This window comes from Streptococcus tangpeifui, from assembly GCF_011038795.1.
Taxonomy (GTDB): domain Bacteria; phylum Bacillota; class Bacilli; order Lactobacillales; family Streptococcaceae; genus Streptococcus; species Streptococcus tangpeifui.
Map to the genome: position 1 here is coordinate 59933 of NZ_JAAKDU010000004.1, position 20866 is coordinate 80798.

Below are 20866 nucleotides of genomic sequence, written 5' to 3' on the forward strand. Positions count from 1 at the left end.
TACTTTTATTTAATCATGACAAGTTTTTTTATCAGAAGCTTGTCATAACTTTTCTAAAATATAGCGGTCAACAGCTTCTGCCACACCCGATTCTTCATTGGTACGTCTCGTTACTACATCAGCCGTTTCCTTGACTAAAGCGACACCATTAGCCATGGCAACGCCTAATCCTGCCCATTTCAGCATTGTTAGGTCATTTTCTTCATCACCGACTGCCATAACCTGGTTGGCTTCTACACCTAAGCGGTCGCAAAGCAGCTGCAGGCCAACTGCCTTATGAACGCCCTTGGGCATGAGTTCCAGAATGATTTCCCGTGATTTAAAGACCTCATAGTCCTGCCGCAAACTATCTGGAAGTTGAGCAATTCTTTGGTCGAGATAGTCTTCCGGACAGACGGTGACAATCTTATTATAAACAATATCCCTAGGCAATTGAGTTAGACTAGGAATTTCGACAAAAGTCAGAAGAGGATTGGCCAGATGATAGAGTGACTTCTGACCCCGACTGGGAACACTGTAAACAATTCCTTCTGAGAGGACATCGACCGGCAGGCCGAGCGGTTCCAAGACAGCATGAATCTTCTCAACATCTTCAAAGGTCAAGGCGTGCTTGGCTAAAATTTGGCCAGTATTGCGTTGAACTAGACCTCCATTAAAGGTGATACTGTAGTCTTCTGAACTGACTAAATCCAGATCTGCCAAGAGATTCCCAATAGCAGCAAGGGGTCTGCCTGTTGTAATCACAACCTTGATTCCCTTATCGTGGGCTTCCTTTAAGGCACGACGGTTCTCCAAGCTTATTTCCTTCTTGCTATTAAAAAGAGTGCCATCTAAATCTAGAGCTAATAGTTTAATACCCGACATCTATTCTACAAGTCCTTCCATGTAAGATATAACAGATTCCTCGTTACAATGACCGATAACCTGATTAGAAATCGCCTTTACTTCTTGTCTGGCATTAGCTGTTGCGACTGCTTGACCTGCAAATTCCAGCATCTGATAATCATTCATATTATCACCGAAAGCCAGCACTTGATCTGGAGCTAGTCCAAGCTTTTGGCACATAGCGGCTAGCCCTATTGATTTATCAACATTGGATAGGACAATGTCCAGAGACTCAAAACCAGTTGTCATAGCTGTTGCACCATCTAGATGCTGATTTAGCCAAGCCTCCCGCTGATGAATGGTCTCTTGAGTGAAATTGACCGTAATCTTAAAAATATCATCAGAAACATCAGCCAGACTAGAAACCCGCTGGACATTTTCATAATAATCCTTAGCAAAATTAATATACTCATCAGAAACAGTGTCCAAGGCATAGGCCCCCCGGCGGCCAGACAGCATATAACCCGTTAAATCAGGCAGGCTATCTAGTAAATCGGTAATTTTTAAATAAAAATCCGACTCCATCTTAGCTTCAAAAAGGACCCGATCATTATAAAGGACAAAAGAACCGTTTTCTGCAACGAAGGCCAGATCCTGCTCGAAACCAGCAAAAACCTTTTCCAAAGCAATCATAGCTCGACCGCTAGCTACTGTAAACAGGATGTCCTGCTCTTTCAGCTTGGGTAGAAGCCGGCTAAAACGCTCCCTATCATAGCTGCCGTCTCCCTTGAGGAAGGTTCCATCCATATCTGTTGCAATTAATTTTATTTTTGACACAGTCTTCTCCCAACTAAACTAGCAACTGGTTAGAAACCAGTCCTAGCGGGCTTAAAAATCACTTACAATTATTGTAACAGAATTTCCCGTTTTTTTCTGCCCTTTGAGAAATCTGTGAGAAACTTATCATTATTGTCAGATATTTGTTATCTTTTTGTTACCAACTAATACATATTTTGATCAAATAATTTTTGCTTTTCTGGCAGCCATCAATGACTGGTTGAGTGCTGTTCAAACAGCCTTGAGTTAAATGAAGGAAAGCAAGAAAATATGAAGAAAATCTATCGTCTAGGTGCCTGTTTTTGGGGTGCAGAAGACTTTTTACCCAAAGTAAGGACGTTTAAAAGCGCAGGTTTTATAAGTTAAAGTAACGAGGAATTTGTCGGAGTGACTAGTTATTTTGAAACAGTCTATAGTAAATTTCATTCGGACATCATCAGCTCTGCAATAACACCTGCTGTATTATTTTCGTGTAATTGTTCCTCTGATTATTAATCTAATCTGTAGGGCAATAATGATAACGCCAGTATCGAACAGAGGTTTACTAGGTGATTGAGGGCCAGGATAGAGGAACAGTCGAGTCAATCATGGAACAAATCAGTCAGGAATTGGATGACCTTTGCGCTGGGACATTTGAAGCTTTTTTTTGATGCGGAAGGGTATCATCAGGGTTATTTAAACACCTTAAAACCACCAGTGTATGGATAAACTGGTGGTTGTTATTGGTTTAGTATCTGCGGAACAAAACTGACTAAACTCACTAGTAAAAGAGTTTGAGATCCCTTTATACGTAAGCTTCAGAGATTACACTATTTTGTAGGTGGGGCGAGGCTATCATGGCTGCCTGTCCCAAACTTATCATTAATAACCTTAAATCCTAATAATACGGTATTATCAAAGCTAGGAAAGTTCTTCTGGGTTAGAAGCAATCAAAACTTTTAATTCTTTTCCTGCCATCATGGCTTCGAAAGCATCTCGCCAATGCTCTAAATCATAAACAGCCGTCACCATTTTTTCAGTATTAATAGCTCCCTTGCTTTCTAGATGGATTGCAATATCCCAATCAAAAGGATTTTGGGAACGTGAACCAATATAATTAACCTCATGCTGAATAATTGTCCGTTGGTCCATCTCATTTAAATCTTTTGCAAACAGTCCGACCTGTTGGAGAGTGCCTCCCTTTTTCAGCAACGGAAAGGCAGCGTTAACAGCTTGTATAGCACCTGAACAATCGTATACGATATCTAGCCCGACGCCATTGGTAGCTTTCTTAACGATTGACTCTAAATCTTCTTTTTGCGTATTTACAACAATATCTGCTCCTAGCTCCTTCGCAATTTGTAGGCGATCTTCATCCTTTGTCGTACCTGATACAATTGTAAAAGCGCCAATCTCCTTCGCAATCTGTAAGGAAAGAAGTCCCATTGGTCCAGGGCCAATAATCAAGATACTATTATGCAAGGTTAGTGGAGTCTTTTGATACATCGCATGAACACAGGAAGCTAATGGTTCTGACATGGCAGCCAATTGATAACTCACATTATCTGGCAAAATATGAACACTTTCTTCCCTCGTTAGTACATAATTAGCCATGCTACCAAAAGCTTTCGTCCCTATACCTGATCTATTTTCACAGAGATTATACTCTTTATTTCGGCAATAGATACACTTACCACATGTGTCAAAAGTCGTTTCACTTGTTACTCGATCTCCAACTTTCACTGTTGTAACATCTTCCCCTACAGCAACAACCTGACCGGAAAATTCGTGACCTAGAACTAGGGGTGTCACAGCATTTTTATATTCTCCTTTAAAAGTATGAATATCTGTACCACAAATACCAGTGTAAGCCACTTTCATTAAGACACGATCCCCGTAAACTTCCGGAACATCTATTTCTTCAAGTGACATGTGATCATAACCTGGTTCTGATTTTAATACAGCTTTCATTTTTTTAGCAATACTCATTTTGATTCCTCCATAATTTAAACAATATTTCTCAACTTAACTAGCAGCTTCTAATAAAGATTAAGCTATCAGCCAACTAGTGACTTTAGTAATTGTGACAATTTCAAGAAAATCCAATTTAAAACATTACCACCTGTATCAAAGTTAGAAACTTGAGCAGCGCCTTTAGGGAACTTAACAATACCTTCGGACATGTGGGTTAGCGCCGGAGCAAAATCTGTTGCCATCCACAGAGCCAGAGTAATAACCACTGTCAAAGAAATAACCGAATGAAGAATGTTACCCTTGCGTGTTGGTACAACTAAGGCTGCAAAAAATGGAATGGTTGCTAAATCGGCAAATGGGAGTACCCGATTCCCTGGTAAAATGATTGCGATGAACAAGGTGATAGGCACCATTAAGAGACCTGTAGACAGGGCAGCTGGTGAGCCCGTTGCCAAAGCGGCATCCATTCCCAAGAAAATTTCACGGCCTTCATAACGTTTTTGCAACATGGCTTGCGCAGCTTCCTGAATAGGAATCAATCCTTCCATCAAGATTTTTACCATCCGTGGCAGGATAAACATGACAGCTCCCATGGCCATCCCTGTTTGCAGGGTCTTCGTAATATCGTAGCCCCCCAGCAAGGATAGGACGATACCAATAATTATCCCCATAATCATTGGTTCTCCAAAGATACCAAATCTCTTTTGAATAGCTTCAGGTTCTACATGCCAATTTTTGATACCTGGAATCTTACTGACTAGCCAAGCAACTGGAATACCAATCAAGCCATATCCCTGTGCAGAACCGGTGGTAAAGGCTACCCCTTCTAATCCATAATATTCTTGAACATAAGGGGCGGTTTTATCAGCGACAATTTGAACAATAATGGTATAGGCAACACCACAAAGGATTCCCCAGAAGAAATTACCTGTAACGACATAACCCGTTGCGGCCGCAGCACTCATATGCCAATAGTTCCAAATATCAATATTTAATGTCTTTGTCCACTTGAAGGCTAACATTACCAAGTTAACAATTAAGATAACCGGAATCATCACTGCGGCAATTGGCTGAGCCCATGTCGCAGCTGATACTGCGGGCCAGCCGGCATCAACAACCGTTAAATTAAGACCCATCCGTTCGACCATTGCCTGAGCCGCTGGCCCAACATTGTCAGATAACAATCCCAATACAAGATTGATCCCTAACATCCCAATACCTACGGTTAAGCCTGAGGTAATAGCCTTTTTCACAGGTACTCTAAAGACCATTGCCAATATGAAAATAATAATGGGAAGGACTACACTGGATCCCATATTTAGAATACCTTGAACTATATTTGTTAATGTACTCATAATTTTCCTCCTCTTAGGATTTTAAAGATACAATCGCATTTAGCTCCCTGCTTGAATTTGTTTAACTGTACTCAAAATTTCTTCTTCTGCTTTTGCCTGATTAATTCCTGTTAAGAAGGACATTGCCTTGATAGCAGGAATATCGTACGTTGTCGGAAGCATGGTCGTAGTGATTAACATGTCATAATCATTTTGAAGTGAGGATGCTTCGGCGATTTTTATTTGTCGAAATTCTGCATCAATCTGATGATTTGCAAAAAGATCTTCAATTTTTTTCATGACTACTGTTGAAGTTGCAATTCCAGCTCCACAAGCCACCAATACTTTTACCTTTGCCATAGTTGTTAACTCCTTTTATAAATTATTAGTTTTTACAATTTTTAGTATTTCTTCTGCAGAAGTTGCTGCTACTATTTGAAATAATAACTTTTCATTTTGCAGTAATCCCATTAATGATTGAAGCATTTCCAGTTGCTTATGCGGCTGATTCAGCCCTAAAACAAATACAATACTTGCTGGAACGGACTGAGAAGGATCTTCCATACTCTTAAAAATAGTTGGGCTTTGATTGACCACTACTGCGACAAACTCGTTGAGAATGCATTCAGCATCTGTGTGGGGAATAGCAACACCAATATTTTCCAATTGGATTCCTGTAGGAAAATTTGCTTCTCTATCCATAACACGAGGAAGAAAGTCTTCCCTAACATTTCCCAGCTTCAGCGCTACGTTAGAAATAGTTTCAAATAAATCCGTACTCGCCTTAAATGATTGACCAGTAAAAATCAAACGCTCATCTAGATAATCTAATAATTTTATATTTTCAGACATTGATAACCTCCTTTAATGATTAACGCTTTTATTCAAAGAGTCGTTTAGCAAACTCTTCCTTACTCTTACTAGACTTTAATTTGTCAATATATTGAACATTACTAATTCTCGAATACAAACTAATCAAAGCATTTTTATACACCTGTTCATCATCCTCTGAAATAGCTATAAGGATAATAACACTGACTAAATTTTGTCCCCATTTCATGGGCTTGTCTAATGTCATTGTCACCAGATGTGAATTTTTTACAACACTAGGATCGGCATGGGGAAGAGCGACACCAGTATATACGCTCGTACTCCCTAATTTTTCACGTGACAAAACTGATTTGAGAATAGACCTAGCCGCTTGCTTTTGGGGAAAAGCTAAATGAATCATCTTCTTAATAGCTTCTTCTACCGTTTTGCAAGACTGCTGGATAATCACATTATTGTTGAGCAAATCTAAAATAATTTTTTTAGACACATCTTCCCTGTTTTGTACAGATAAGTATGACGCTAAAGATGATCGATTCGTCTCAGTCAGTTTGTTATAAGCTTTTTGAATTTCTTCTCGCTCAATATCGGTTACAATAGGACTGACGAGGATATAGGGCTTGGGCGTTTCTCCCAATTCAACTGAACTGATAATCAAGTCAGCATCTTCAATAGCTGATTGCTTTAATTTTCTCCAATCAACACTAATCAATCTGTCAAATCCCGACACTAGCTTTTTAACTGAATTGATGATTAATTCTGAAGTGGCTAAGCCATGGGGACAGATAATGTAAATATTGAGGGGTTTACTAATTTTCTCAACCGCAATCTCAAAATAGATGGTTAAAAAGGCAATCTCAGCGTCAATAATTTTAATGGCATACTGCTTAGAGATGATTCTGGAAGCCAGCCAAACAATATTATAAAGAGCGCTGTATTTTGACTTTATCTCCTCTGTAATTTGATTTTTTATATTAATGTCATTTCGCAACCTAAAAATCATCGGCTGAATATGATTTTCTAAGGTCCTTAAAAGATGCTCATCCTTGGTAAAATCAACGCCAGATAATTGGCTAACCTTATCAATAAATTGCTTAACAGTTTCTGAGACTTCCATATAGGACTGCGGTTTAGCTTCATAGCCCACTGACAGTATGGTTAAACAGATACTGCGTATTTCAGAAGACTCTAACATCTGTATCGGTATGTCTGTTACCTTGCTAAGCAGGTCACCAGCAATGATATAAACTTCATATTGGCATAAGTTTTTTATCAAGAATTTAGGCTCCTCTTGGAGCATGTGATGTCCACTTTTATAGCGACAACTACTGATTAGGAGATCCAGTATCAGGTAAACCCGATAAGAGTCATTAATCATAAATTGATATTTTGATTCTGAATCATTAATATAATGGTCGATATTCTCCACTAACTCACTATCAAAGAACCGTTCTAGACAACTAAGTCTACTCTCCCTATTTTCTAGGTCGAAATGCTGAATCAAATAGTTTCTTAGAAATTTCCTGACATCTTCTTCATTTACATACTTTAACGAAATCTCTCCGTTTCTTTTCACAAAACCTAGGTTATATTTTGCAATCTTTTTTTCCAGTTTCTCTATATCCCTGCGAGTCGAGGCTTCACTAACAAAATGGCTGATCGACCAGTCTGCAATTTCTACCTTTTCAGAATAGAGAATCACCTTCTTTAAAAAATCGCATTCTCTTTGGAATTGGCTAGCTTCTTCCGACTGAGTCAAACGGCTGGATTCAATATAGTGGGCAAGCAGTTCCATCTTTTTAGGCTCGACTACTAATCGAATCCCTCTTCTGGGTCTTTTTTCAATTTCAATTCCAAAAGGAGATAGTTCATCATTGATTACAGCAATATCCGTGTAAATCGTTTTCGTTGAGATCCCATACCTAGCAGACAAGTCGCTAGCCGTGATATAGTCCTCAATAGACAGCAAGTATCTGAGTGTTTCGACCTGCCTGATGTTCATTTTCACACCTCCTTTTCACAACGACATTATAATATAAGCGCTTTCATAATCAAAATCAACTTCCTTCCATATTAATGTGGAAGTCGTGCTATTTATCTACTGTGATTTTGGGTCAAACCATTGATAATACTGGTTTTTACCGCTGCTGCATCCGTGTGATTGATTCATGAAAGCGCTTTTGACTTCTCCTATTGTTAGTGATATATTCTACCTGTGAAAAATAAAACAATTAACTCTAGGAGGTTTATTATGAATACAAATTTTGATTCTAGTGACTATCTTAATAAGGTAGATGCTTGGTGGCGGGCTGCCAACTATATTTCTGCAGCGCAAATGTACCTTAAAGATAATCCACTTCTGAGGCGAGAGGTTGCTGCAGAAGACTTGAAATCACACCCAATTGGACACTGGGGAACCGTGCCTGGACAGAACTTTATCTATGCCCATTTACTTCGTTCAATCAACAAGTATGATTTGGATATGTTCTACATTGAAGGTCCTGGTCACGGCGGTCAGGTTATGGTATCCAACTCCTATCTCGATGGGAGCTACACCGAATTAAATCCTCAGATTTCACAGACTGAGGAAGGCTTGAAGCAGCTGTGCAAGATCTTTTCCTTCCCTGGCGGAATTGCTTCACATGCAGCTCCTGAAACACCAGGCTCTATTCATGAGGGTGGTGAATTGGGTTATGCTCTGTCCCACGCTACGGGTGCTGTTTTGGATAATCCCAATGTCATTGCAGCAACTGTTATTGGTGATGGCGAAAGTGAAACGGGACCGCTCATGGCAGGATGGTTGTCAAACACCTTTATCAATCCTGTCAATGATGGTGCGGTACTCCCTATCCATTTCTTGAATGGCGGTAAAATTCATAATCCAACCATTTTTGAACGCAAATCTGATGATGAATTGAAGGCTTTCTTTACCGGACTTGGCTGGAAGCCAATTTTTGCTGATGTTACGGCATTTGCTAACGACCATGCAGCCGCTCACAAATTATTTGCTGCAAAATTAGATGAAGCTATTGAAGAAATTAAAAATATCCAAACTCAAGCTCGTAAAGGTTCAGCTGATGAAGCTACAATGCCTGCTTGGCCAGTCATTGTAGCGCGCATTCCTAAGGGCTGGACTGGTCCTAAATCTTGGAACGGTGCCCCAATTGAAGGCGGCTGGCGAGCTCACCAAGTTCCAATTCCAGTAGACTCTCATCACATGGAACATGTCGATGCCCTGCTTGACTGGCTGAAATCCTACCAACCAGAAGAACTCTTTGATGCTCAAGGCCGTCTAAGGTCAGAGATTGCAGCTCTTTCTCCAAAGGGCAATCGCCGTATGTCCATGAATCCCATTACAAATGCCGGTGTCATCAAGCCACTGGATACAGCTGATTGGAAAAAACGGGCATTTGATATACAGACGCCGGGAGAAATCGTTGCACAAGACATGATTGAATTTGGTAAGTATGCGGCTGACTTAGTTGAAGCTAATTCTGATAATTTCCGTATTTTTGGTCCAGATGAATCCAAATCCAACCGTCTTAATGAAGTATTTACGAAAACCAACCGTCAGTGGATGGGACGTCGCGATCCATCCTATGATGAATGGCTCTCTCCTGCTGGTCGGGTTATTGATTCTCAACTTTCTGAACACCAAGCAGAAGGTTTCCTAGAAGGCTACGTCTTAACAGGTCGTCATGGATTCTTTGCCTCTTATGAGTCCTTCTTGCGTGTTGTCGATACCATGATTACCCAACACTTCAAATGGCTCCGTAAGTCAAAAACTCACACGACTTGGCGGAAAAATTATCCATCCCTCAACTTGATTGCTACATCAACTGTCTTCCAACAAGACCATAATGGTTATACCCACCAAGATCCAGGTGTTTTGACACACTTGTCTGAAAAGACACCTGAATACATCCGCGAATATCTACCTGCTGATACCAATAGCCTATTGGCTGTTATGGATAAAGCCTTCAAGGACGAAGATAAAATTAATTTGATTGTCACGTCAAAACATCCGCGTCCACAATTCTATTCTGTAGAAGAGGCCAGTGAACTAGTAGATAAAGGCTATAAAGTTATTGATTGGGCATCGACCGTTTCAGCAAATGAAGAACCTGATGTTGTCTTTGCAGCTGCAGGAACTGAACCAAACTTAGAAGCTTTGGCAGCAATCTCTATCCTGCACAAGACATTCCCAAGCCTTAAGATTCGCTTTGTGAATGTAGTGGATATTCTCAAGCTTCGTCACCCAGATGTTGATTCACGTGGTCTGTCCGATGAAGAATTTGATAAGGTGTTTACCACAGATAAGCCTGTCATTTTTGCCTTCCATGCCTATGAAGGAATGATTCGCGATCTTTTCTTCCAACGTCATAACCATAACCTCCATGTCCATGGTTATCGTGAAAATGGAGATATTACAACACCATTTGATATGCGAGTTATGTCTGAACTTGATCGCTTCCATCTGGCGCAAGATGCAGCTCTCACCACTTTAGGTGAGAAAGCACAAGAGTTTTCTGCTAAAATGGATGAAACTGTTGCTTACCATAAGGATTACATTCGTGAACATGGCGATGATATTCCGGAAGTTCAAAACTGGCAATGGGAAAATCTTGACAAGTAGAAGTTCTTGTATTGGATAGGACAGGTCCCAGTAACACACTGGTCAGTACCCTATCATCAAGAAAAACTTCTATTAACTCTGGTCCTTTCTCAGTAAACGCTGCTTAATGGATAGCGTTTAAAGTGGAAGCTTGAAGCCTTGTTAGCCACCAGCTTAGAGCTGGTGGTTTTCTTGTTTTTCTCTTTGAAAAAACTGGTTTGAAGCCCTAACAGAAGAGGCTGGACCAAAACTCGTCTAGTATCCTTCTTTTGGAATAAACCCTCGGAGCAATGGTTGGAAGCAAAACTTGTTGGCTACGCCAAGAAATCTTATCTTTACACAGTTTATTAGGTACTTTAGTACCAATCAACTGTGCGGAGGTGGGCTAAAAAGCTCTGGGAGAGCTTTTTAATCGAGAAATAAAGCTTGCAAAGCAAGTGTCAAAATGCTCCAGTGGACTTTGACAGACCGCCAAAGCCTGCCACCTAAAAATAAGAAAGTGGCAGAGACCTGAGCATTAAAATGGGCGAGCGAAGAAAATCAAAATCATGATTTTATCACGATTTACTGATTTTTTATACGTAATCTTCAGAGATTACAATATTTTGTGGGTGTGGGCTAAGCTATCATGGCTGTTTGTCCCACTCTCTACTGATTGAGTCCCACTCTCGGTTCCGCCCCATTCTCTTTTTTGCAGCTTTGTCCACCCTGATGCTTGCACTGTAGCAGGAGCTACTGAACTTTTTTGACTACTAAAAAAACTCGGTCTAGTTAAAACCGAGTTTTGATAATAGCCATAAGTCCGTACAGAAGATTGATAGTTTCTCTTAAAAACAGCTCTCAGGACTTATCCAGACTAAATATGAATTGCCGTTGAGGAGATAAAGAAGATTAACATTAACGATAACGTCTCTCCTACTATCCAGAGACTATCTCTGTTTCAAATGGACGGTCCTCTTTGGGCATGGATTGGAATTCACGATAGATAAAATAGACAGCAACAACTGCGGATAAGAAATCAGCAATCGGATTGGCGATCATAATATTAGCGACACCAAAGACCACCGTCATCAAGACCAGTAAGGGTAAGATCAGCACAATCTGCTTAGTCAATACCAATACAGCACTCTTCTTAGCCTTACCGATGGCAGAAAAGAAGAGGCCTGTTGCAATTTGGAAACCATTGACAAAAAGAACAGCTGCAAAGATATGCAGATAGCGAGTAGCATAATCCATATAAGCCTGACTTGAAGTTCCAAAAAGGCTGATAATTGGCTCTGTAAAGCATTGAAAAATTAAGAAGAAACTAATCGAAATCAGAGTAACCAATTTTACTGTCAAGCTATAAATTTCTCGAACACGGCCGTAAGCTCTGGCACCATAGTTAAACCCTTGAATTGGCTGAGCTCCCTGGCTGATTCCCATGACAATAGCAATATAAATCTGATTAAGCTTAGTAACAACACCTACAACTGCAATAGGAATTGAGGAACCAATCGTCTCTTGTGCACCATAGATACGCAATAAATTATTAGTCGTAATTTGAATAATCGTTACAGAAAATTGATTAAACATAGGACCCAATCCCAAGGCACAGATAGGCTTTAATAATGTTACATTTGGAATGAGATCTCTAGCCGTAAGGCTAATATTCTTAAATTTAGGAATATAAGCCAAAAAAATTAAGCCAGATACGGTCTGACTGATGACTGTCGCCCAAGCTGATCCAGCAATCCCCCAGTGTAGATGAAAAATAAAAATAGGATTGAGAATCATATTCAGAATAGCTCCTGTTACCATTCCCATCATAGAGTAGTTGGCACTGCCATCAGCCCGGACAATAGCATTACAAGCAATGGAGATAAAGAAAAAAGGTAAACTCAAGGCTGTGATACGCACGAAGGTGCTGGCATAGTGAAGGATATCACCTGTTGCTCCAAAAGTAATGATGATTGGTTCGGTGAAAAGCAAAAGAATAAGTGTAAAAATTAGACCGATAATCAGCAAAAGTCCGTAAGTCGTTCCAACCATCTTTTTTACTTTTTCGGGGTTTCCTCGTCCCATTTCAAGATTGAAGTTAGAAGCTGCTCCAATTCCCAGCATCAGAGCAATGGCTAAGGAAATCGTTGTAATCGGAAAGGCAATGTTAGTGGCTGCATTACCAAGATAACCAACTCCCTGTCCAATAAAAATCTGATCAACAATATTATAAAGGGCACTAATGAGGTTAGCAATAACCGCCGGAATAGCGAATCTTTTCAAAAGTTTCGGAATCCTCTCAGTTCGCATCATAGGCATCTTGTTCCTTTCTAGTGTGGTTTTAATTTTGTCAATAAAGCCATTAGAGCATGACGCTCGTGTACCGTTAAGGGAGCAAGCAAATCCTCTTCCATATCCATAAAGAGTTGGTTGAATTCTTGCTCTTTTGCCAGTGACTGTTCTGTCAAAATCAGCAGTTTACTTCTACTGTCAGTCGGATCTGGCTGACGTCTCAGCCAGCCCTTTTTTTCCAAGTTCTGCACAATCCCAGTTACAGTTGGATTAGACATTGAAAAATAGCGCTCAACATTGCCTTGATTGATAGGAGGGTGCTGATGGCGATAGAGATACTTGATAATTTTAAACTGCGAATGGGTTAGTTGATAGGCTTGTAAACGCCTATTGGATAGATTTTCAAAATCCTGCACGATTTTTTTTAACTGAATCGCGATACTACCTGACATACTGCTTCCTCCAAAACATCTGGCTGCCGATTTATAATAACATAGGGAGCTATGTATTTTCAAGAAAGGTGCTTACCATCTAATTAAATTGAATGCCATACGTGTAAACATATTTGTCAAATAGCTGAGCTTTGGATAATTGGAACCGATGAAAATGACCAGCCGTTAATGTTAGTATTCGAAAACAGCTGCTTTTTCTCGAGGCACCTAGACTTTTAAACTTGAGTTTTTAAAAATGTGTTCACCGATTGTCAAATTAAATTGGAAAATTAATTAGTGCTAAATTATGTTCCACATGCACCTTTTACATGCCAAACTTTTTTAAAACCAGAAGAAACAGCTCCCCTGAGTAATATATATTTGTTGACATGACAAAAAAGCTTTCTTAATCCTATCCAAAAATTAATTACGATTTCCGAACATTTCCTAGATTTAGATGTTCATGCACACTCACATAGTGGCCGTTTATCATTTGTACCTTGGATGTAAAATGGATTATAAAAAAGCAGGATCATATTTTAATCCTGCTTCTGCTAATATTAGTTAATATTTTCCCACTGCCAGTTTTGAACTTCTGGAATGTCATCGCCATGTTCACGGATATAAGCGGTATGATAGGCCAATTTGTCTGCCATCTCTTGAGCAAAATTTTGAGCTTTATTCCCAAGGACTGCTTGAGCTGCTTCTTTAGCGATATGGAAGCGATCCATCTCAGACATGACTCGCATATCAAATGGTGTTGTAATATCCCCGTTTTCACGGTAGCCATGGATATAAACATGATGATTATCGCGGTTAAAGAAGAGGTCGCGAATTTGCCCTTCATAACCGTGATAAGCAAAGATGATCGGCTTATCTGTGGTGAAGAGCTTATTAAAGACTTCATCAGACAGCCCACGCGGGTCAACCTTAGGTGAACGAAGTTTTAAGATATCTACAATATTGATAAAGCGAATTTTCACTTCTGGAAAGGCCTTATGGAGAAGTGAAATCCCAGCTAGCACTTCTAAGTTCGGTTCAGTTCCTGCAGCCGCAAAGACAATGTCAGGTTCTCCGTCGTGGTCATTAGAGGCCCAATCAATGACCTTGTACCCTTCCTTGACTAACTCTTGCGCTTCCCCAACAGAGTAAAACTGCGGACGCGGATGCTTAGAAGTGACAATCACATTGACCTTATCTTCATCGGCTAAGGCGTATTCCATGACCGCAAAGAGAGAGTTAGAATCGGCTGGTAGGTATTCACGAACATATTCAGGCGTCTTCTCAGCCAAATGAGTCAGCAGTCCCGGATCTTGATGGGTATAGCCATTGTGGTCTTGTTGAAAGACGGTCGATGTGGCAATCAAGTTGAGGGAAGGATAATTTTTGCGCCAGTCCGTATGGGTCTTGGATTTACGAAGCCATTTGAAGTGCTGCGTAATCATAGAATCAACCACTCGCAGGAAGGATTCATAAGAAGCAAAGAAACCATGGCGGCCGGTCAAGACATAACCTTCTAAGAAACCTTCTGCCTGATGCTCAGAGAGCTGGGAATCAATAACCCGGCCCACGGGTGAAATCCATTCATCATAGGAGTTGTCACGAGGGGCCAGCCATTGGCGATTAGTCGCTGTAAAGACATTATTTAGGCGGTTGGACTTGGTTTCATCCGGTCCGAAAATACGGAAATTATCAGGATTAGCTTCAACCAAATCAGCCGCATACTTACCAAATTCAATCATATCCTGCTTCATGACACTGCCAGGTTTTGACGTATCAATAGCATGCTTACGCCAATCTGCCAAATTCAGCTTTTTGACAACCCCTGCATTAGTGATAGGATTCATAGACATCCGCTTGTCTCCCTTTGGAGCGAGGCTGCGGATCTCCTCTTTTACATAACCTTTTTCGTCAAAAAGTTCCTCTGGACGATAGGATTTGAGCCAATCTGTCAGGGCATCGACATGTTCCATGTGTCCAGCTTCTACCGGAATGGGAACTTGGTGAGCTCGGAAGCCTCCTTCAATCGGTTCACCGTTCCATTCTTTAGGACCAGTCCAGCCTTTAGGTGTTCGTACAATAAGAACAGGCCATTGGGCTTGCTGAGCTTCCTCGGCTGGTTTTTGGCGGGCCTGAGTTTGGATGGCCTTGATTTTCTCAATAACCTTATCCAAAGTTTCAGCCATTTGACTATGAATGACTTCAGGATCATTTCCTTCGACAAAATAGGGTTCCCAGCCTAGTCCTTTGAAAAGATGGGTTAATGCTTCGTCCGTCTTACGGGATAAAATAGTTGGATTATGAATTTTACCGCCATTAAGATAAAGAATCGGTAAAACAACCCCATCATTGACTGGGTTAATAAAGGTATTGGAGAACCAGCCAGCATTGAGCGGACCTGTCTCTGCTTCTCCATCACCGATGACTGTCGCTGCAATGACATCGGGATTATCCAAAACAGCCCCTGTCGCATGCGACAGGGCATAACCTAACTCACCACCTTCGTGGATAGAGCCCGGCGTTTCAGGTGCTGCATGGGAAGCAATGCCGCCAGGAAATGAGAAAATTTTACAAAGCTGTTTAAGGCCATCTTCATCCTGAGTAATATTGGGGTAGCGCTCGGTGTAGGAACCGTCAATATAAGAATTAGACACCATAACTTGGCCGCCATGGCCAGGACCCTCAATGTAAAACATGTTCAAATCATATTTATTGATAACACGATTGAGATGGGCATAGATAAAGTTCTGTCCAGCGATGGTCCCCCAATGGCCAATAGGATGAACCTTGACATCTTCTTTACTTACCTCACGGCGAAGCAGGGGATTATCTTTTAGGTACATCTGAGCCACGGAAATGTAGTTGGCTGCCCGCCACCAAGCATCTACTTTGGCGAGGTAGTCCTTGCTATCAAATTCTGTCATAGTATCACTTCTTTCTTTTTAGTAACCAGCTCATATAACTTGAGCTTAGCTCTTTATATTGGATTTTTTCTTACTAATAAAAGAGGAGCTGAGACTCTTGTCTCAGTCCCATCTAAAGTCAAGTTTTTCTCGATTATCTAGGATTTTCAAAGGGTCACATTAGAGCAGAGCCTTGAATTGAATATTAGAATCATGTTCGAAACAATCGTCAAAGCCACGTGGGTGATGATATTCGATTCTATCCTTATCCTGTGGATAAGTGTACTTGCCACCGACTTCCCAGATAAATGGATGGAATTGGTATTGCAGACGTTCTTTACGCATCTTCCAGAGGGCTAAGATTTCATCGGTAGATGCCATAAAGTTAGACCAGATATCGTAGTGAACTGGAATGATAACTTTAGCACGCAGATTTTCAGCCATCCGCAAAAGATCGATCGACGTCATCTTATCTTGGATCCCAACTGGATTGTCCCCATAGTTATTAATAGCAACATCGATGTTGAAATCCTTACCGTGTTTAGCAAAATAATTCGAGAAGTGCGAATCTGCACCGTGATAAATCGTTCCACCAGGAGTTTCAAAGACATAGTTGACAGCCTTACGAGCCATTTCTTCGTCTGTTACAGCCAGACCTTTTAATTCGCCATCTTGCTGGTCTGCTCCTTCAACCGGTAGGGTTACCAAGCAGGTCCGGTCAAAGGACTCGACGGCTGTTACTTTAATATCTTTAAATTCAAAGGATTCGCCCGGTTTGATAACAATAATACGATCTTCGGGAACGCCCCATTTCTTCCAAATTTCACCACATTCATAAGGACCGACAAATTTAACATGATCCAACTTAGGATTATTGACAATAGCTGCAGCTGTATTGATATCAATGTGATCACTATGGAAGTGAGAAACGAGATAGTAGTCTAATTCGTTGATAGCAAAAGGATCGATAACCATGGGCTGCACGCGCAGGTTAGACTGCAATTTGCGCACACCGGCCATATTAGCCATCTGGTGACCGCGTACCATATCCTTTACCTGTTTCGTATGTTTACCGCGGTTTGACCACAGATCCATGACAACATTGGCACCACCCGGTGTCTTGATCCAAACACCGCAGTTACCCAGCCACCACATGGCAAAGTTGCCTTCTGGAACCACTTCTTCTTCAATTTCTTCATTGAGCCAGGTTCCCCACTCTGGAAAAGTTGAAAGAATCCAAGACTCACGTGTAATATCTTTTACATTAGCCATTTTAATACCTCCAAAGTATTTTTTCTTATATGTTCAGTATAGTATCCACGCTTCTTGAAAAAAAGACCAAGTCTCACACTTTTTTGTGTTCAAAACTAGGCTGTCACTGGAGTTAGATCTGACAAAAAGTGACAGGAAGTGTTCTCCCTGCCACACTGTCTTTTTCCAATGTTAACGCTAGTATGCGTTACTTCCTAATAATAACCACTGACATCTTTCAACAGTTCTTGGTAGAAAACCTTCTCGATTTTTTTGAGTAAGATATAGGCTTCTTTGTCGCTTTTGACGTACTGGCGGATATAGTGCTCGATTTCCTCATCAAAGGCTTGATGGTCAGCACTTTCCCGTCTGATAAAACGCACCATTCTCACAATATCCTCATCGGTTAAAACAGCATTAACCTGAAGAACAGGTAATGAGCTCGTCAAAGTGTCTGGATCCGAGGTGGTGATGACAAAATCAGAAGTTAGTAAATCACTGATGCTATGAAATTGCTCCGAAGAAAAAACGGCCTCAATACGTGTATTAGGCAAAATTCGCCGACACTGTTGGAGGAAAAACTTTTGTACCCCGACACCGTCATCACACACTAAGGTCACTTCTACTTGATTGAAATGATTATTGTCTTTCTCTTCTTTTTCCAATTCACCGCCTAGATGAACCGCTAAATAGGCAATATCATCATCTGTCAGAGAAATAAACCAGGCCCGCTCCAAAATATCAGCACACGATTTAGTCTGTTCAAAAAGGGTTTGATAATTCTCCTTAATCTGATTGGTCAGAGGATTAATGGATGAAATCCCGTAGGTTTTCCGATAAAGCATGGATTTACAGTGGGCAACCAATTGGCTGAGCAGCAAATCGCGATGGACAAAGCTGCCATGATAAAGCGTTTCATACTTTTTCAAAAAGTGATCCAACTGCTGCCGCATATCATCATAGTCATGACTCTCTACATGCTCATCTCGGTCTTTCCGAAACGAAAGAATAAGCATAGCAACGATTGATTTTTCAAGTTCATCTAGTCGAATACCATAAGTCTGATAAACCCCATCAGCCAAATCCTGAACAAGACGGTATTCTTTACGCTCCCGCGCCATGCTAAATTCTCGGTGAACCGTCACTCTTTCTTCATTAGACAGGCTCATATTCCGATAGACGCTCAGTAAATAAGGCAGAGCTCTAGCCATAAACTGTCGGTCATAGCAGTTAATTTTCTTCCCTAATCTGTCTGTCAGCTGATTGACTTGTTCTGTAAAATAGCTGCGCATATTTTCAGAAAAATAGAGATTATCTGGTGAGAACTCCCGAATTTTTAGGTGGACAATCTCATTAAAACCTTCATTTCCTTCATAAACGATTGATTGAAGGAGTTTATAAAAGAATTGGATTTTTACAAGGGCTGGGCAGTCTAAATAATAGCCCCTTGCTTTATTGACTTGAAGCGTGATGCCAAAGATTCCTCGGTTCAACTGCTGACGCATTTCCTGCAAATCATTTAAAACCGTGTTGCGAGAGACATCGGTCAGCTGCATGAGTTTCTCAAGCGTAACTTTTTCTGCAGCTACACCAATATAAATCAGCATCAACTGCAGGCGTTCATCAACCTTCATAACATAGGTATAATCATCCAGCTCTGCCATCAAATCTTGGCAGACTTTCTTCTGCTCTTCAGTCAGAACGATGCCAATCCGGGGATAGGAAATGATTTTCCCAACCGTGTCAGGCAGGGCTTCATTTATCTTATCTAGGTGATAGTAGATCTTTCGACGCGATTGTCCTAAAGCTTTTGAAATCGCCATAATCGTCTCTGGCTCCTTCAGCTTTATCAAATAATCTAGGAGAGCGTAGCTCTTTTTATTTAAAATAATCACAGATTTTCTCCTTTGATAAAAGAAATTGTTCGTAAACTATTCTACTATTATTTGCAGCTAATCACCTGAAAGCATTATCACGCCGTATTGTCAGATTCACCCCTTTATAAAAACGCCATCAGTATTCTTTGGTCAAACACTTACTATCAGTGTTCCAATCCTTTTTGACCATAGTAGGCATTTTTTCCGTGTTTGCGGAGATAGTGCTTATCTTTGAGGGCCTGTGGCACTTCTTCTACTTGGGGATCAACAGCCTCTGTATAACGAGCCATGCGAGCTACTTCTTCTAATACGACCGCATTATAGACTGCTGCATTTTCATCTTTTCCCCAGGCAAAGGGACCGTGATTGCGGACAGTGACACCGGACACAGCCATAGGATCGAGATTGCGTTTAGTAAACTCTTCAATGATGACCTTGCCAGTTTCCTTTTCATACTCGCCATTAATTTCTTCTGAAGTCAGCGCACGCGCGCAAGGAATTGGTCCGTAGAAAGTGTCAGCATGAGTCGTTCCGTAACAAGGAATATCACGGCCAGCCTGAGCCCAAGCTACCCCTTCGGTCGAGTGTGTGTGGACAATACCTCCGATTTCAGGCCAAGCTTTATAGAGCTCAACATGGGTCGGCAGGTCAGATGATGGGTTGAGATCCCCTTCAACAATATTGCCATCAAGGTCAGTCACGACCATGTTTTCAGGTGACAGTTTCTCATAATCAACCCCTGATGGTTTAATAGCAATATAGCCCTGTTCACGGTCAATAGCCGAGACATTACCCCAGGTAAATTTGACTAAACCATGAACGGGTAGCTTCATATTGGCATCATAGACATGTTGTCTTAATTCTGGTACTAACATTTATCGTAACCCCGCTTTCTCTATTAGTGGATAAAGGAAATCCTGTGCTTCCTTTATAGCTGCTCGTGTTTCTTCAACGGTCTTACAGTTTTCTGACCACATTTCAATCAAAAATGGACCGTTATAATTTGTTTTCTTTAGCACATCAAACATGGCTTCCCAATCAACACAACCTTGGCCAAATGGCACGTCACGGAACTGACCCTTAGAATTTTCTGTCACCGCATAAGTATCCTTCAAGTGAAGAGCGGCAATTGAACGGTGTCCATTGTAAAATTCGCTCCAGAGATCATTATGCCAAGCCGAGACATTGCCTGTATCGGGATAGACAAAGAGGTAAGGAGAATCAATCTCTTTTTCAACAGCTAAATATTTCTCAATCGAGTTGATGAAGGGATCATCCATGATTTCAATGGAAAGGATGACCTGAGCCTCTTCTGCCCAAGTACAGGCTTGACGCAAATTTTTTATAAAGCGTGCCCGCGTTTGAGGTGATTTTTCTTCGTAATAAACATCATAACCTGCCAGCTGAATATTGCGAATGCCGATGTCTTGAGCAAAGATGATACACTTCTTCATCATGTCCATAGCACGCGCTTCTTTTTCAGGATCATTGGAACCCATCGGAAAACGGCGGTGACCACTGAAGGTGATGGTAGGAATCCGCACACCTGTTTCAAAAATGGCTTTCACTAAGTCTAAACGTTCTTCTTTTGACCATTCTAAACGCGCTAAACGTTCATCTGATTCATCAATAGATAATTCAACAAAATCAAAACCTAATTCCTTGGCAAAGTTTAAACGTTCTAACCAAGTGAATTGTTTAGGAGTTGCTTTTTCATAAATACCGATTGGACGTGCCATAA

Annotated in this window: 15 protein-coding genes; 1 reads left to right on the plus strand and 14 read right to left on the minus strand. The window is 40.9% G+C overall.

Going from position 1 to position 20866, the window contains the following annotated elements; genetic code table 11:
* Positions 1 to 42: 42 nt before the first annotated feature.
* The 7 genes from G7Y32_RS04955 to G7Y32_RS04985 form a co-directional block, all read right to left on the minus strand.
* Positions 43 to 864 carry a Cof-type HAD-IIB family hydrolase gene (locus tag G7Y32_RS04955; RefSeq protein ID WP_165211476.1) on the minus strand — a complete coding sequence of 274 codons (822 nt, stop codon included), beginning with the start codon at positions 862 to 864 and terminating at the stop codon, positions 43 to 45.
* Positions 865 to 1662, minus strand: a complete 798-nt coding sequence (locus G7Y32_RS04960) for a Cof-type HAD-IIB family hydrolase (RefSeq protein WP_165211479.1) — start codon at positions 1660 to 1662, stop codon at positions 865 to 867. It abuts the gene before it with no gap.
* A 900-nt stretch (positions 1663 to 2562) separates the two neighbouring features.
* The gene (locus G7Y32_RS04965; RefSeq protein WP_165211482.1) at positions 2563 to 3630 is read right to left on the minus strand and encodes a zinc-binding dehydrogenase; all 1068 of its coding nucleotides are present in this window, start codon (positions 3628 to 3630) and stop codon (positions 2563 to 2565) included.
* 68 nt (positions 3631 to 3698) lie between these two features.
* Positions 3699 to 4970, minus strand: coding sequence for a PTS galactitol transporter subunit IIC (locus tag G7Y32_RS04970; RefSeq protein ID WP_165211485.1), 1272 nt, complete (start codon positions 4968 to 4970; stop codon positions 3699 to 3701).
* Positions 4971 to 5009: 39 nt separating this feature from the next.
* Positions 5010 to 5309, minus strand: a complete 300-nt coding sequence (locus G7Y32_RS04975) for a PTS sugar transporter subunit IIB (protein WP_165211488.1) — start codon at positions 5307 to 5309, stop codon at positions 5010 to 5012.
* A gap of 15 nt (positions 5310 to 5324) precedes the next feature.
* Positions 5325 to 5801 carry a PTS sugar transporter subunit IIA gene (locus G7Y32_RS04980; RefSeq protein ID WP_165211491.1) on the minus strand — a complete coding sequence of 159 codons (477 nt, stop codon included), beginning with the start codon at positions 5799 to 5801 and terminating at the stop codon, positions 5325 to 5327.
* A gap of 28 nt (positions 5802 to 5829) precedes the next feature.
* Positions 5830 to 7779 carry a BglG family transcription antiterminator gene (locus G7Y32_RS04985; RefSeq protein WP_165211494.1) on the minus strand — a complete coding sequence of 650 codons (1950 nt, stop codon included), beginning with the start codon at positions 7777 to 7779 and terminating at the stop codon, positions 5830 to 5832.
* A 249-nt stretch (positions 7780 to 8028) separates the two neighbouring features.
* Here G7Y32_RS04985 and G7Y32_RS04990 point away from each other — a divergent pair, with 249 nt between their 5' ends.
* The gene (locus G7Y32_RS04990) at positions 8029 to 10413 is read left to right on the plus strand and encodes a phosphoketolase family protein (RefSeq protein ID WP_165211497.1); all 2385 of its coding nucleotides are present in this window, start codon (positions 8029 to 8031) and stop codon (positions 10411 to 10413) included.
* An 897-nt stretch (positions 10414 to 11310) separates the two neighbouring features.
* On the opposite strand, the gene G7Y32_RS04995 is transcribed toward G7Y32_RS04990, so the two are convergent.
* The 7 genes from G7Y32_RS04995 to G7Y32_RS05025 all read right to left on the minus strand — a co-directional run bounded on the left by G7Y32_RS04995 (position 11311) and on the right by G7Y32_RS05025 (position 20864).
* On the minus strand, positions 11311 to 12684 hold the full coding sequence (locus G7Y32_RS04995) for an MATE family efflux transporter (RefSeq protein WP_241154207.1): 1374 nt from the start codon (positions 12682 to 12684) through the stop codon (positions 11311 to 11313).
* 17 nt (positions 12685 to 12701) lie between these two features.
* Positions 12702 to 13115: a MarR family winged helix-turn-helix transcriptional regulator gene (locus G7Y32_RS05000; protein WP_165211503.1), complete on the minus strand. Its 414-nt coding sequence runs from the start codon at positions 13113 to 13115 to the stop codon at positions 12702 to 12704.
* A gap of 539 nt (positions 13116 to 13654) precedes the next feature.
* Positions 13655 to 16018, minus strand: coding sequence for a phosphoketolase family protein (locus G7Y32_RS05005; RefSeq protein WP_165211506.1), 2364 nt, complete (start codon positions 16016 to 16018; stop codon positions 13655 to 13657).
* 159 nt (positions 16019 to 16177) lie between these two features.
* Positions 16178 to 17269, minus strand: a complete 1092-nt coding sequence (ulaG, locus tag G7Y32_RS05010; RefSeq protein ID WP_165211509.1) for an L-ascorbate 6-phosphate lactonase — start codon at positions 17267 to 17269, stop codon at positions 16178 to 16180.
* A gap of 194 nt (positions 17270 to 17463) precedes the next feature.
* Positions 17464 to 19143 (minus strand): BglG family transcription antiterminator, encoded by a 1680-nt coding sequence (locus tag G7Y32_RS05015; protein ID WP_165211512.1) that lies wholly within the window; start codon positions 19141 to 19143, stop codon positions 17464 to 17466.
* Positions 19144 to 19289: 146 nt separating this feature from the next.
* Entirely contained in the window at positions 19290 to 20000 is a 711-nt protein-coding gene (locus tag G7Y32_RS05020) for an L-ribulose-5-phosphate 4-epimerase (protein ID WP_165211515.1), read from the minus strand.
* Positions 20001 to 20864, minus strand: coding sequence for an L-ribulose-5-phosphate 3-epimerase (locus G7Y32_RS05025; protein WP_165211518.1), 864 nt, complete (start codon positions 20862 to 20864; stop codon positions 20001 to 20003).
* Positions 20865 to 20866 lie beyond the last annotated feature (2 nt).

Coding starts and splice junctions, on each gene's coding strand:
- ulaG (WP_165211509.1), bottom strand. CDS start 17,269: ATGGCTAATGTAAAAGATATTACACGTGAGTCTTGGATTCTTTCAACT.
- G7Y32_RS04965 (WP_165211482.1), bottom strand. CDS start 3,630: ATGAGTATTGCTAAAAAAATGAAAGCTGTATTAAAATCAGAACCAGGT.
- G7Y32_RS05025 (WP_165211518.1), bottom strand. CDS start 20,864: ATGGCACGTCCAATCGGTATTTATGAAAAAGCAACTCCTAAACAATTC.
- G7Y32_RS04970 (WP_165211485.1), bottom strand. CDS start 4,970: ATGAGTACATTAACAAATATAGTTCAAGGTATTCTAAATATGGGATCC.
- G7Y32_RS04955 (WP_165211476.1), bottom strand. CDS start 864: ATGTCGGGTATTAAACTATTAGCTCTAGATTTAGATGGCACTCTTTTT.
- G7Y32_RS05000 (WP_165211503.1), bottom strand. CDS start 13,115: ATGTCAGGTAGTATCGCGATTCAGTTAAAAAAAATCGTGCAGGATTTT.
- G7Y32_RS04975 (WP_165211488.1), bottom strand. CDS start 5,309: ATGGCAAAGGTAAAAGTATTGGTGGCTTGTGGAGCTGGAATTGCAACT.
- G7Y32_RS04995 (WP_241154207.1), bottom strand. CDS start 12,684: ATGATGCGAACTGAGAGGATTCCGAAACTTTTGAAAAGATTCGCTATT.
- G7Y32_RS05020 (WP_165211515.1), bottom strand. CDS start 20,000: ATGTTAGTACCAGAATTAAGACAACATGTCTATGATGCCAATATGAAG.
- G7Y32_RS04985 (WP_165211494.1), bottom strand. CDS start 7,779: ATGAACATCAGGCAGGTCGAAACACTCAGATACTTGCTGTCTATTGAG.
- G7Y32_RS04990 (WP_165211497.1), top strand. CDS start 8,029: ATGAATACAAATTTTGATTCTAGTGACTATCTTAATAAGGTAGATGCT.
- G7Y32_RS04980 (WP_165211491.1), bottom strand. CDS start 5,801: ATGTCTGAAAATATAAAATTATTAGATTATCTAGATGAGCGTTTGATT.
- G7Y32_RS05005 (WP_165211506.1), bottom strand. CDS start 16,018: ATGACAGAATTTGATAGCAAGGACTACCTCGCCAAAGTAGATGCTTGG.